The organism is Mycobacterium sp. ITM-2016-00316, from assembly GCF_002968335.2.
Lineage (GTDB): Bacteria > Actinomycetota > Actinomycetes > Mycobacteriales > Mycobacteriaceae > Mycobacterium.
The window spans coordinates 861,186-874,457 of sequence record NZ_CP134398.1 but is presented as its reverse complement, the minus strand read 5'-3'; the positions used below and the strand labels follow the sequence as shown (position 1 = coordinate 874,457).

Below are 13,272 nucleotides of genomic sequence, written 5' to 3'. Positions count from 1 at the left end.
GCGATGTTTGGGTCTGGAGCACCCGCCGCTGTCGTACCCGCCCACTACGCTGACCTCGATGGCTCTGCACCTGCACCGCGCCGAGCGGACGGATCAGCTCGCCGACGGTCTGGGCGCCATGCTGGCCCAACCGCTGGCAGACCCGTTCGCGACCGAGCTGGTATTGGTGCCCGCCAAGGGCGTCGAGCGCTGGCTCAGCCAACGACTGTCCAACCGTCTCGGCATCTGCGCCGGTGTCCAGTTCCGCAACCCACGGTCCTTGATCGCCGAATTGACCGGCACCACCACCAGCGACCCGTGGGCCGCCGATGCCATGGTCTGGCCGCTGCTCGCCGTCATCGACGACAGCCTCGACGAACCCTGGTGCGCCACGCTCGCCGCCCACCTCGGCCACCACGCCGCGGGCGAAGAACGCGAACTCCGCCAGGGCCGTCGCTACGCCGTGGCCCGACGGCTCGCCGGCCTCTACGCCTCCTACGCACGGCAACGCCCGGCGCTGCTCACCGACTGGGACGGCCTGCCCGACGATCTGTCCTGGCAACGGCCGTTGTGGGACAAGCTGATTCAGCACATCAATGCCCCCGCCCCGCACATCCGGCACGCCGAGACGCTGGCCCGGCTCCGCGACGCCCGCACCGACCTGCCGGAGCGGATCTCGCTGTTCGGGCACACCCGGCTGCCCTCGACCGAGATCGAGCTGCTCGACGCCCTGGCCGCCCACCACGACCTGCACCTGTGGCTCCCGCACCCCAGTGACAACCTCTGGCGCGCACTGTCCGGCCGCCGCGGCCCCATCCCCCGCCGCGACGATATCGGTCACCGCGACGTCGGGCACCCACTGCTGGCCACCCTGGGCCGCGACCTGCGCGAGCTCCAGCGTGCGCTGCCCGAACCGGCTACCGACGAATACCTATCCCCCGCAACGTATCCCGACACGCTGCTGGGCTGGCTGCAATCCGATATCGCCGCGGACGCGGTGCGCCCCGAGGGCCGGACCCGCCGGGCAGCCGACCGCTCCGTCCAGGTGCACGCCTGCCACGGCCCGGCCCGCCAGATCGACGTCCTGCGCGAGGTGCTGCTGGGACTGCTCGCCGATGACCCCACCCTGGAACCGCGCGACATCCTGGTGATGTGCCCGGACATCGAGACCTACGCACCCCTGATCACGGCCGGGTTCGGGCTCGGCGAGGTGGTGCGCAACGCCCACCCGGCCCACCGGCTGCGCGTGCGGCTCGCCGATCGCGCTCTGGTACAGACGAATCCGCTGCTGGCGGTGGCGGCGCAACTGCTCATCCTCGCGGGTGGCCGGGCCGGTGCCAGCGAGGTCCTCAACATCGCCGCGGCCACCCCGGTGCGGGCCCGGTTCGCCTTCACCGACGATGATCTGGACGCCATCACCGGGTGGGTGCGCGAGGCCAACATCCGGTGGGGTTTCGACCAGCCGCACCGGGCACCCTACGGCGTCGAATTCCTGCACAATACCTGGCGATTCGGCGTCGACCGGGTGCTCGCCGGGGTCGCGATGTCGGATGACTCCCGCGCCTGGCTGGGCACCACGCTGCCCCTCGACGACGTCAGCAGCAACCGGGTGGAACTGGCCGGCCGCTTCGCCGACTTCGTGCAGAAGCTCACCGACACCATCGGTGCCCTCAGCGGCACCCGCACCCTGGCCGACTGGCTGCAGGCATTGACCGACGGTATCGAGGCGCTGGCCTTCGACGACGAGGATTGGCCGGCCGCTCAGGTGCAACGCGAGTTCGCCGACATCGCCGAGCGCTCGGATGCCGGGATAGCATTGCGGCTCAGCGATATTCGTGCCCTGCTGGAACGGCATCTGGCCGGGCGACCGACCCGCGCCAACTTCCGCACCGGCACCCTGACGGTGTGCACGATGGTCCCGATGCGCTCGGTGCCGCACCGGGTGGTGTGCCTGGTCGGCCTGGACGACGGGGTGTTCCCGCGCCTCGGCGCCGTCGACGGTGACGATGTGCTGGCCCGCGATCCGATGACCGGTGAGCGCGATATCCGCTCCGAGGACCGACAGCTGCTGCTCGATGCGGTCGGTGCGGCCACCCAGACGCTGGTGATCACCTACACCGGCGCCAACGAGTACACCGGGCAACCGCGGCCCCCCGCGGTGCCGATCGCCGAACTGCTGGACACGCTGAAAGCCACCGCCGCCGACCCTGTCGATGACCTGGTGACCCGGCATCCGTTGCAGCCCTTCGATGTCCAGAATGTGCAACCGGGCCGGCTGATCCCGGATTCGCCGTTCACCTTCGACCCGACCGTGCTCGACACCGCCAGGGCGATGGCGGGCATCCGGGCCCCACAACCGGCCTTCGTGTCCGGGCCGCTGCCGGCGCCGCCGACCGGTGACGTGTCGCTGGCCGACCTGATCGCATTCTTCAAGAATCCGGTCAAGGGCTTCTTCCGGGCATTGGACTACACCCTGCCCTGGGATGTGGACGGGGTGTCCGATGTGATGCCCGTCGAGATCGACGCGCTGCAGGAGTGGACCGTCGGTGACCGGATGCTCAACGACATCATGCGCGGGATGAGCCCGCAGGACGCCCAGCAGGCCGAGTGGCGGCGCGGCACGCTGCCGCCGGGCAGGCTCGGCTGGCGGCGCGCCGTCGAACTGCGCGACCAGGCAGCCCTGCTGGCGGCCGAGGCCCTGCGCTACCGGCGGGCCGACGGCCAGGCGTTCGACGTGGATATCGACCTCGGGTCGGGGCGGCGGCTGACCGGGACGGTGAACTCCGTCTTCGCCGATCGTCTGGTGCCCGTGCCGACCTATTCCAAGCTCGGCGGTCAACACCTGCTGGCATCGTGGATTCCGCTGCTGGCGTTGACCGCTCAACGCGGTCAGCGGTGGTCGGCGGTGTGCATCGGCCGGCCGCCGCGCGGCACCACGCCCCGCGTACAGGGCCTCGACGGCCCGAACGACGCCGTCGGCCTGCTGCGCGATCTGGTGGCCATGTACGACGAGGGCAGGCGCCGCCCGCTGCCGCTGCCGATCAAGACCTCCTTCGCGTGGGCCGGTGCCCGCGAGGCCGGCGATGACCCGGCGCAGGCGGCGAACTACCGCTGGCGCAACGAGCGCGACGACCCGGCCATCGAACGGGTGTGGGGCCGCGACCCTGACCTGGCTGATTTGGTGGGCCTGCCCGACTACGCGCAGCGGCTGTGGTTGCCGCTGCTGCACGCCGAGGCCACCGCGTGAGCGGGGACGTGCGCACCTTCGACCTGACCGGACCGCTGCCCGCACCGGCGTCGACCACGGTGCTGGAGGCCAGTGCGGGCACCGGTAAGACCTTCGCACTGGCCGGGCTGGTGACCCGGATGGTCGCCGAAGGCCGGGCCACGCTCGACGAAATGCTGCTCATCACCTTCGGCCGGGCCGCCAGCCAGGAGCTGCGGGAGCGGGTGCGCGGCCAGATCGTCGGTGCGCTGGCCGCTTTCGCGGACCCGTCGGCAGCGGACACCGACCTGCTGCGGCACCTGATCGCCGCGGACCGCGATACCCGGCAGCAGCGGCTGCGCGACGCGCTGGCCGGATTCGATGCCGCCACCATCGCGACCACACACCAGTTCTGCCATATCGTGCTGAAATCCCTCGGTGTGGCCGGTGACAGCGACAGCGGCGTCACTCTGGTGGAAAGCCTCGACGAGCTGGTCTCCGAGATCGTCGACGACCTGTACCTGGCCCGGTTCGGCAATGACGCCGACGCACCGCGGCTGAGCTACCGCGACGCGCAGAAGCTCGCCGCCCAGGTGGTGCGCAACCCGGCGACCGAGCTGCGGCCGCTGGATCCCGACCCGGACTCGCTCACCGCGGAGTGCCTGATCTTCGCGCGGGATGTGCTGGCAGAGTTGGAGATCCGTAAACGCCGCCGCGGCGTGCTGGGCTATGACGACCTGCTGACCCGGCTGGCCGACGCGCTGGCCGACCCGGGTTCGGCGGCCCGGGTCCGGATGCCGCAGCGCTGGCCGGTGGTGATGGTCGACGAGTTCCAGGACACCGACCCGGTGCAGTGGCAGGTCATCGAGCGGGCCTTCGCCGGGCAGTCGACGCTGATCCTGATCGGCGACCCCAAACAGGCCATCTACGCCTTCCGCGGCGGCGATATCGACACCTATCTGCGGGCCGCGGAGACCGCCGGGGACAAGCAGACCCTCGGCATCAACTGGCGCAGCGACGCCGCCCTGGTGAACCGGCTGCAGGTGGTGCTGGGCGGCGCGCAGCTCGGTGGGCCCGGCATCGTCGTGCACGACGTCACCGCACATCATCAGGGCCACCGGCTCGCCGGCGCGCCGCGCAACGATCCGTTCCGGTTGCGGGTGGTGACCCGCGGCGGCAAGGGCACCCGCACCATCGGCATCGACCGCCTGCGTGAGCACATCGGCCGCGACCTGGCCGCCGATATCGGCGCGCTGCTGGCCGGTGGCGCCACGTTCGCCGGGCGGCCGCTGGAGGCCCGCGATATCGCCGTCATAGTGGAAACCCACAAGGATGCCCGGGCCTGCGACAGCGCACTCGCCGAGGCCGGTATCCCCGCGGTGTACACCGGGGACTCCAATGTGTTCGCGTCGGCGGCCGCGCAGGACTGGCTGTGTCTGTTGGAGGCATTCGAGCAGCCGCACCGCCCCGGCCTGGTCCGGGCGGCGGCATCGACGGTGTTCTTCCGAGAGACCGCGGAAAGCCTTGCCGCCGGCGGTGACTCGCTGACCGACCGGATCGCCGAGGAGCTGCGCAGCTGGGCCGGGCACGCCCGGGAACGCGGGGTGGCCGCCGTGCTGGAGGCCGCGCAGCTGGCCGGCATGGGCAAGCAGGTGCTGTCCTGGCAGGGCGGCGAGCGGCTGATGACGGACCTGGCGCATGTCACCCAGCTGCTGCAGAACACCGCGCACCGTTCAGGTTTCGGGCTGCCCGCGCTGCGGGACTGGCTGCGCACCCAGACGACCGAGGAGACCGGATCGGCCGAACGTAACCGGCGCCTCGACAGCGACGCCGCCGCGGTGCAGATCATGACGGTCTGGGTGTCCAAGGGGCTGCAGTACCCGATCGTGTACCTGCCGTTCGCGTTCAACCGGTATTCGCCGGACCCGAACCCGGTGCTGTATCACGAGGACGGAGCCCGCTGCCTGTATGTCGGAGATCCCGATCCGGTGGTGCTGCGGACCGGCAAGGCCGAGGCCGCGGCCAATGACAGTCGGCTCACCTATGTGGCGATGACGCGCGCCTGCTCGCAGGTGGTGGCCTGGTGGGCGCCGTCCTGGGACGAGCCCAACGGCGGGCTGTCGCGGCTGATGCGGGGCCGCGCGCCCGGCGAGGCCGAGGTGCCCGCGGTGTGCAGCCCCGCCAAGATCTCCGACCTGGACGCGCTGGCCCGGTTGCGCGCGTGGGAGCAGGCCGGCGGCCCGGTGCTGGAGGAATCGGTGATCGAGCCGGTCACCCCGGCGCCGGCGCCACCCACGCCCACCGCGCTGGCGGTGCGGCATTTCCACCGCGCCATCGACACGTCGTGGCGGCGCACCTCCTACTCCGGTCTGCTGCGGGCGGCCGAGGAGTCCCCGGTGTCCAGCGAGCCGGAGGTGGCCGAACTCGACGACGAGGTGGCCGACATCCCCTTGGTGGCACCGGCTTCCGGTGCGGATGTGCCCTCGCCGATGGCGAGTCTGCCGTCCGGTGCGGCGTTCGGGTCGCTGGTACACGCGGTGCTGGAGACCGCCGATCCGCTCGCCGACGATCTGACCGCCGAGCTGGCCGAGCACGTGCGCAGCCATGCCGCGCGCTGGCCGGTGACGGTGAGCGCCGAGGAGCTGGCCGCCGCGCTGGTCCCGATGCACGACACCGATCTGGGCCCGCTCGCGCCCGGGGTCACCCTGCGCCAGATCGGGTTGTCAGACCGGCTGCGGGAGTTGGATTTCGAATTTCCGCTGGCCGGCGGCGATACCGCGGCCGGAACGTTCGCCCGGCTCTCGGATGTGGGCGCGCTGCTGGCCGAGCATCTGAGCGCCGACGACCCGTTGGCCTCCTACGCGAGCCGGTTGTCGGCGGGCGCGCTGGGCCGGCAGCCGCTACGGGGTTATCTGTCCGGTTCGGTGGACGCGGTGCTGCGTATCGGTGATGGGCTCGGCGCGAAATATGTGATCGTGGACTACAAGACCAACTGGCTGGGCATCGCCGATGCGCCGCTGACCGCGGCCGACTACGGCCGCGAACGCATGGTCGAGGCCATGCTGCACTCGGACTATCCGCTGCAGGCGCTGCTGTACAACGTGGTGCTGCACCGCTATCTGTCGTGGCGGCTGCCCGGCTATGACCCGCAGCGCCATCTCGGCGGGGTGATGTATCTGTTCGTGCGCGGCATGTGCGGCGCGCTGACCCCGGTGCAGGACGGCCACCCCGCCGGCGTGTTCAGCTGGGACCCGCCGGCCGCGCTGACCATCGCACTGTCAGGACTGCTCGATGCCTGACCTCGACTTCGAGCCCGCCGATATCCAGGTGGCACAACGGCTGACGGCGCTGGCCGAGGAGACCTCGCAGGACGTGGCGCTGGCCGTGCGCCTGGTGGTGCGGGCACTGCGCGGTGGGTCGGTCTGCGTGGATCTGCGGGCGGCCGCACCGGAGGTGGACATGCAGGCCGACGAGTGGCTGGCGGCGGTGGCGGCGAGCCCGCTCGCCCAGACACCGCCGGTGCTGCGGCTGTTCGGCGATCTGCTCTACCTGGACCGGTACTGGCTGGAGGAGCAACAGGTGTGCGCCGACGTGCTGAACCTGGTCGGCACCGTCCCGCCCGGGAGGGCTCCGGATGTGCTGCGGCTGTTCGACGACGACTACGCCGAGCAGCGGGCCGCGGCCAATATGGCGCTGTCCCAAGGGCTCACCGTGCTGACCGGCGGGCCCGGCACCGGGAAGACGACGACGGTGGCGCGGCTGCTGGCCCTGCTGGCCGAGCAGGCGGCCCTGGAGGGCCGGCCGTCCCCGCGGATCGCGCTGGCCGCGCCCACCGGCAAGGCGGCGGCCCGGTTGCAGGAGGCGGTCCAGTCCGCCGTCGACGCACTCGATGCGGCGGACCGGTCACGGCTGACCGGCCTGCAGGCCACCACGCTGCACCGGCTGCTCGGGTCGCGGCCGGACACCTCGTCGCGGTTCCGGCATCACCGCGGCAACCGGTTGCCCCACGACGTGATCGTCGTCGACGAGACCTCGATGGTGTCGCTGACCATGATGGCCCGGTTGTTGGAGGCGGTGCGCCCCGATACCCGGCTGCTGCTGGTGGGCGATCCGGATCAGTTGGCGTCGGTGGAAGCCGGTGCGGTACTTGCGGATCTGGTGCAGGGACTGGGTGCCGGACGGGTGGCCTCGCTGACGACCTCGCACCGGTTCGGAGCCGATATCGGCGACCTGGCCGCCGCGGTGCGCGATGGCGACGCCGATACCGCGCTGCAAGTACTGCGGGCCGGCGGCGCGCATATCGAGTGGCTGCCCTCGGCGCAGTCGCTACGCGATGTGCTGCTGCCGCAGGCACTTCGGTTGCGGGAGGCGTGCGTGCTGGGTGACACCGCCACGGCGCTGCGGACGCTGGAGGAACACCGGCTGCTGTGTGCGCACCGGCGTGAGGTGGCGCACTGGAACCGTCAGGTGGAGCGGTGGCTGACCGAGGCGACCGGCGAGCCGCTGTGGTCGACGTGGTATGCCGGGCGCCCGATCCTGGTGACCGCCAACGACTATGGGCTCAAACTGTACAACGGGGACACCGGGGTGACGGTGGCGACACCGGACGGGTTGCGGGTGGCGGTCGGAACACTGACATTCGCCCCGGGCCGGCTGGCGGAGGTGGACACCATGCACGCGATGACGATCCACAAATCCCAAGGCAGCCAGTCCGCGGAGGTGACGGTGCTGTTGCCGCCGGAAGACTCCCAGCTGCTGACCAGGGAGCTGTTCTACACCGCGGTGACGCGGGCGCAGAGCCGGGTGCGCGTGGTGGGATCGGAAGCCGAGGTGCGCGCGGCGATCGACCGGCAGGCGGTGCGCGCTACCGGACTCGGGCGGCGGCTGAAGGTCTAGACCGTCTTGGCGGCGAACGCCGCGCTGGAGATGATGCCGATCGCCAGGGCGATCGTGCCGTATCCGAGGATCGCGGCGGCCACGACGGCGGCGATAGAGCCGGCGCCCAGCAAGACCATCACTATGCCCAGAAGTACACCGCTCATGATCGCGCCCTTTCGTATGACTGCCGTCACAATGTAGCGCATACCGTGCGTTGAATCACACTCAACCCGGCGACGATTTGGGCACAGTCACTTACGCGCATTTGTGCAGCGCACAGCCGGGTTTGTCGGGTCTGGAGCGGATATTTTGTTAGCTTGGCATAGTACCGATCGCTAGCTGCCTCATTTAGGTGAGCTACTCAATTCATGAGCGTGGAAATCGACGTATTGGCGGCTTTTCGGGCGCAGCAGCAGCCATTGCGTCGATCTCTGGGCGTACCGGTAACGATGGCGAGGGCTCGGGCTACGGAGCGGGGAATCAGGTCGACTCGCCCGCGTCGGTGCCGTCGAGGAGCCGGCCGAGCAGCCCGGTCAGTTCCTCGGCATAGGTGAGGTGCTTGCGCAGCTTCTCTGCACTTTCCTGTGCCTTGGCGTGGCACTCCTGCAGGTGCGCTGCCGCGGCGGTGCGCTGCTTTCTGGATGCCCCGCCACCGTTGAGCGTGTCGAGCGAGTCCAGCAGGTCTTTCATCTCCGCGAGCGTGAACCCCAGCGGCTTCATCCGCCGGATCACCAACAGCCGCTCGACATCGGCCTCGGTGTAGAGCCGAAACCCCCCGGTCGAGCGTGCGGACGGAGTGACCAGTCCGACCTCGTCGTAGTGGCGCACGGTGGCGATGGACAATTCGGTGCGGGCAGCGACCTGCCCGATCTGCATGTGCGCGTCGTCGCTCAATGTCCCGCACCCAGGGATCCGGACAGCCTGTCGTGGCGGTCGGCGGAATCGGTGTTCAGGCCGACAATTTCAACGTTCTTGCCTCTGGCGTGATACTTGGTCGTCACCGCGTCGAGCGCGGCCACCGTCGAGGCGTCCCAGATGTGCGAGGCGGATATGTCGATCACGATGTTCACCGGATCCTCGGTGTAATTGAACAGGTACACCAGGTCATTGCTGGAGGCGAAGAACAGCTCACCGGTCACGCGGTACACGACCGTGTCGCTGGTGCCGTCATGGTCGTCATCGGTCTCGTCGATCTTCTCGACGGTGACCAGGTGGGCCACTCGGCGGGCGAAGAGCACCATCGCAGTCAACGAACCGACGATGACACCGTAGGCCAGGTTGTGCGTGGCCACGGTGACCACAACGGTGGCCAGCATGACCAGCGTCTCGCTACGCGGCATGCGCCGCAACGTCTTCGGCGAGATGCTGTGCCAGTCCATCGTGCCGACCGAGACCATGATCATCACCGCCACCAGAGCCGCCATCGGGATGAGCGCGACGATATCGCCCAGCCCCACCACCAGACCCAGCAGGAACAACCCGGCCAAGAATGTCGAGATCCTGGTGCGGGCACCGGAAACCTTGACGTTGATCATGGTCTGGCCGATCATCGCGCAGCCGCCCATCCCGCCGAAGAATCCGGTGACGATGTTGGCGACACCCTGGCCCCAGCCCTCACGGGTCTTGTTGCTGTGGGTGTCGGTGATGTCGTCGACCAGCTTCGCCGTCATCAGCGATTCGAGCAGACCGACCAACGCCATGGCCAATGCGTAGGGCGCGATGATCGACAGGGTCTCCCACGTGAACGGCACGTCGGGAAAGAACAGGGACGGCAGACTCGAGGGCAGCTCACCCTCGTCACCGACGTTGGGGATCTGGATGTGGAACACGATGGCGGCCGCGGTCAGCAGCACGATGGCGACCAGGGGCGCGGGAATGATGGTGGTCAGCTTCGGCAGGAACACCATGATCAGCAGGCCGATGGCCACGAACGGGTAGACCAGCGCCGGTACGCCCAGCAGGTGCGGCAGCTGCGAGGTGAAGATCAGGATCGCCAGCGCGTTGACGAAGCCCACCATCACGCTGCGCGGGATGAACCGCATCAACCGAGCCACACCCAGCACGCTGAGCAGGATCTGCAGGACGCCCGCGAGTAGCACTGCCGCCACGAAGTAGTCCAGCCCGTACTGGCGGGCCAGCGGCGCAATGACCAGGGCGATCGCGCCGGTTGCCGCCGAGATCATGGCCGGGCGGCCACCGACGATCGCGATCGTGACGGCCATCGTGAACGAGGCGAACAACCCGACCCGGGGGTCGACGCCGGCGATGATCGAGAAGGAAATGGCCTCGGGGATCAGCGCGAGCGCCACCACGAGGCCGGCCAGCACTTCGGTCTTGAGGCGTTTGGGAGACCGCAGCGCTGCCATCACCGACGTGCTGGGGTCACCATCGACCTCCCGCACGATTGACGAAGACGAAGTCGGTTGAGAAGACACAGTTTTCCGTTCGAAGTCTCGGCACCGCGGTACCAGGCGATCATCAGGGGCGGCCGTCGCGTCGATGCGAGAGCCGTGGACTCTGCAACCGATACGGTGCGAGTCACGCCGGCTTCAGCCGGACATGACCCTACTCTCACCTGAGCTGAGAGTGTAATTCTGTGCCTGGCGTCACCACGACACGGATGCGGTGGTCAACGCGAACGCCGTTGCCTCCAGTTCGAGCGGGCCACGTCGGTCTCTACAGGAATTTCACGCGGCCAAGCCGTCAGCGTGCGGCGATCAGTCGAGCGATATCCTTGGCGCTGGGCACCTTTCCCGCCACGAGGACTTCCTCGTCGACCACAAGGCCGGGGGTTTTCATCACGCCATAGCCGGCGATCTCGGCGTAGTCGGTGACGGCCTCGATATCGGCGGCGAGACCCAGTTGGGTGAGCGCCTCCCGAGTGCGTTCTTCGAGGGCGTGGCAGTTGCGGCACCCCGGCCCGAGGATCTTGACGATCATGACGTAGCTCCGTTCGGTGGAAATGGTTGGGGCTTCAGCCAACGAGGTTGAAGAGGAATCCGATGAGCATGATCCCCACGGCTACTGTGCCGAAGAAAAGCGCCAACAGCGGCGGCTTCATCACTCGCCGCAACATGACCGCCTGCGGGATCGACAAGGCGATCGTGCTCATCGTGAACGCCATCACCGTGCCCAGTGACATCCCCTTGGCCCACAGCGCTTCTGCGATCGGCACGACGCCCGCGCCGTTGACATACAGCGGCACACCGGCCAGCGTCGCGACGACGACCGCGAAGGGGTTGCCCTCACCGGCAAAACGCACGAAGAAGTCGGCCGGAACCCACCCGTGGATGACGGCTCCGATGCCGACTCCGAGCAGGACCCACAGCCACACGCTGCGGAAGATGTCCTTGGTCTCGTCGACCGCGGCACTGACCCGCTCGGCCAGCGAGGGCACGTGCCCATCGGCTCGCAGCGCCGCCACCTTCGTGGTGAACACCATGTCCTCCACCCATCGGCTGAGGTCGAAGCGGGAGAAGATCCAGCCGATCACGAGCGACAGCACACTGCCCGCCAGCACGTAGGCGGCAGCGATGTGCCAGCCGAACTGGTCACCGATCATGATCGCGGCGATCTCACTGATCAACGGGGACGCGATGAGGAAGGTCAGCGTGATCGACAGCGGGATGCCCGCTGCGACAAAACCGATGAACAACGGAATCGAACTACAGGAGCAGAACGGCGTCACGATACCGAGGATGACCGCAAGCACCAGACCCACGAACAGTCCCCGCCCCCGCAGATAGTCCCTGGCCCGGTCCAGATCGAGGCTCGCGCGCAGCACGCCGACCGCGAACATCAGGCCGGTAAGCAGCAGGAAGATCTTCACCGTGTCGTAGAGGAAGAAATGCACGGCGCCGACGACCCGAGTGTGGACATCGAGCCCCAGCCAACCGGCCAGTGCATCCCAGATGTACTCGTTCAGGGTGTAGAGGGCGACCCAGCCAAGTGCTGCGAGCAGCAGTATCGCCACGGTCCGCGGGCGCCCCGATAAGCCATCCGGACGAGCGTCCGGGGCGTCACAGGATGCAGTGCTCACCCACCAACCTTAGGTGGGGAAGGACGCGATCATCCGACGATGACGAATACCGCAGCCGTGAAGTTGTTCGGCTTTCTTCGCTATCGCGGCGACCACCACCGCCGCCGGACCGATTCCGAGTGGCTACCCAAAATTTCCGTTGCTCGCGAACCGAATTCGGCCTTGACGGCGGGTGCTCACCGTATGGAACGACACGACTCCCGACCCACCCAAGGTCAGAGCGCGAATGACGTGGCGCGTCTCGCCGATTATGCCGGCGCAGGGGTGTCTGCGACGCACCGGAAGCCGATGTGGGTGGTCGAACTATCCTGCGATTGCGGGGACCTGGCCGCCGGCCGGTAGCGGTGGCAGTACTCGGGTGCGCACAGGTGTGAGCCACCCTTGAGCACTTGATTGACCGACGGGTCACCGCCCGGGGCCGGGCAGCACCCGGACACCTCGGGGTGGGCGCGGTGCCGCGGGGCATAGCGGGTGGCAGTCCACTCCCACACGTTGCCGATCATGTCGAACAACCCGAATCCGTTGGCGGGGAAGGTACCGACCGGCGAGGTGCCGGCCCAGCCGAGGGCGCCGCCGTTACGGTACGGGAACGCGCCCTGCCAGGTGTTGGCCATCAGCGCGCCGCCGGGACGGACGTCGTCGCCCCACGCGTAGGCCGACGTCGCACCCGCGCGGGCGGCGTACTCCCACTGCTCCTCGGTCGGCAATCGCCGGCCCGCCCACGCCGCGTAGGCGGCGGCGTCGGGATAGGCAACCTGCACCACCGGGTGATCGGGCCGATCCTCGAACGTCGACCCCGGACCCTTCGGGTGTTTCCAGGACGCCCCGGGCACCCAGGTCCACCACTGCCGCCAGTCCCGTAGGTCCACCGGGCCGGCGGTCGGCTGGAAGACCAGCGAACCCGGTACCAGCTCGTCGGCGGGAACACCGGGAAACGCCGCCGGATCGAGTTGCTGCTCGGCGACGGTGACATGGCCGGTGGCCGCCACGAACTCGGCGAACTGGGCGTTGGTCACCGGGTGCCGCTCGATCGCGAACGGTGCGACGGTGACGTCGTGCACCGGCGCTTCCTCGGGGTAGAAGTGCGACGATCCCATGCGGTAGGTGCCGCCGGGGAGCGCGGCGAGTTCGGTGAGCATGCCGACAGACTAGGCAGGGACCGCGATCGGGT

General features: G+C 68.9%; 9 protein-coding genes. 3 read left to right on the top strand and 6 right to left on the bottom strand.

Features of this window, described 5'->3' with window-relative positions; genetic code table 11:
* Positions 1 to 58: 58 nt before the first annotated feature.
* From recC to recD, 3 genes are read left to right on the top strand one after another with little or no spacing between them, the layout of a single operon-like run.
* Complete coding sequence (gene recC, locus C6A86_RS04230) at positions 59 to 3,226, top strand: exodeoxyribonuclease V subunit gamma (RefSeq protein ID WP_105365246.1); 3,168 nt, start codon at positions 59 to 61, stop codon at positions 3,224 to 3,226.
* 8 nt (positions 3,227 to 3,234) lie between these two features.
* Positions 3,235 to 6,483: an exodeoxyribonuclease V subunit beta gene (recB, locus tag C6A86_RS04225; RefSeq protein ID WP_105365251.1), complete on the top strand. Its 3,249-nt coding sequence runs from the start codon at positions 3,235 to 3,237 to the stop codon at positions 6,481 to 6,483.
* Positions 6,476 to 8,080 (top strand): exodeoxyribonuclease V subunit alpha, encoded by a 1,605-nt coding sequence (gene recD / locus C6A86_RS04220; RefSeq protein ID WP_105365245.1) that lies wholly within the window; start codon positions 6,476 to 6,478, stop codon positions 8,078 to 8,080. The genes recB and recD overlap by 8 nt, the downstream gene beginning before the upstream one ends.
* On the opposite strand, the gene C6A86_RS04215 is transcribed toward recD, so the two are convergent.
* The 6 genes from C6A86_RS04215 to C6A86_RS04190 form a co-directional block, all read right to left on the bottom strand.
* The gene (locus C6A86_RS04215) at positions 8,077 to 8,226 is read right to left on the bottom strand and encodes a hypothetical protein (RefSeq protein WP_168141810.1); all 150 of its coding nucleotides are present in this window, start codon (positions 8,224 to 8,226) and stop codon (positions 8,077 to 8,079) included. The two genes, recD and C6A86_RS04215, sit on opposite strands and share 4 nt — an antisense overlap.
* Before the next feature lie 316 nt (positions 8,227 to 8,542).
* Positions 8,543 to 8,938 carry a MerR family transcriptional regulator gene (locus C6A86_RS04210; RefSeq protein WP_105365244.1) on the bottom strand — a complete coding sequence of 132 codons (396 nt, stop codon included), beginning with the start codon at positions 8,936 to 8,938 and terminating at the stop codon, positions 8,543 to 8,545.
* A 14-nt stretch (positions 8,939 to 8,952) separates the two neighbouring features.
* Complete coding sequence (locus C6A86_RS04205; protein WP_105365250.1) at positions 8,953 to 10,428, bottom strand: SulP family inorganic anion transporter; 1,476 nt, start codon at positions 10,426 to 10,428, stop codon at positions 8,953 to 8,955.
* Positions 10,429 to 10,765: 337 nt separating this feature from the next.
* Positions 10,766 to 11,002, bottom strand: a complete 237-nt coding sequence (locus C6A86_RS04200) for a thioredoxin family protein (RefSeq protein WP_105365243.1) — start codon at positions 11,000 to 11,002, stop codon at positions 10,766 to 10,768.
* Positions 11,003 to 11,036: 34 nt separating this feature from the next.
* Entirely contained in the window at positions 11,037 to 12,101 is a 1,065-nt protein-coding gene (locus C6A86_RS04195) for a permease (RefSeq protein WP_105365242.1), read from the bottom strand.
* Positions 12,102 to 12,349: 248 nt separating this feature from the next.
* Entirely contained in the window at positions 12,350 to 13,240 is an 891-nt protein-coding gene (locus C6A86_RS04190) for a formylglycine-generating enzyme family protein (protein ID WP_105365241.1), read from the bottom strand.
* Positions 13,241 to 13,272 lie beyond the last annotated feature (32 nt).

Excerpts from the sequence above, each read along its gene's own strand:
- recC (WP_105365246.1), top strand. The coding sequence starts at position 59 with ATGGCTCTGCACCTGCACCGCGCCGAGCGGACGGATCAGCTCGCCGAC.
- recD (WP_105365245.1), top strand. The coding sequence starts at position 6,476 with ATGCCTGACCTCGACTTCGAGCCCGCCGATATCCAGGTGGCACAACGG.
- C6A86_RS04215 (WP_168141810.1), bottom strand. The coding sequence starts at position 8,226 with ATGAGCGGTGTACTTCTGGGCATAGTGATGGTCTTGCTGGGCGCCGGC.
- C6A86_RS04210 (WP_105365244.1), bottom strand. The coding sequence starts at position 8,938 with ATGCAGATCGGGCAGGTCGCTGCCCGCACCGAATTGTCCATCGCCACC.
- C6A86_RS04205 (WP_105365250.1), bottom strand. The coding sequence starts at position 10,428 with ATGGCAGCGCTGCGGTCTCCCAAACGCCTCAAGACCGAAGTGCTGGCC.
- C6A86_RS04200 (WP_105365243.1), bottom strand. The coding sequence starts at position 11,002 with ATGATCGTCAAGATCCTCGGGCCGGGGTGCCGCAACTGCCACGCCCTC.
- C6A86_RS04190 (WP_105365241.1), bottom strand. The coding sequence starts at position 13,240 with ATGCTCACCGAACTCGCCGCGCTCCCCGGCGGCACCTACCGCATGGGA.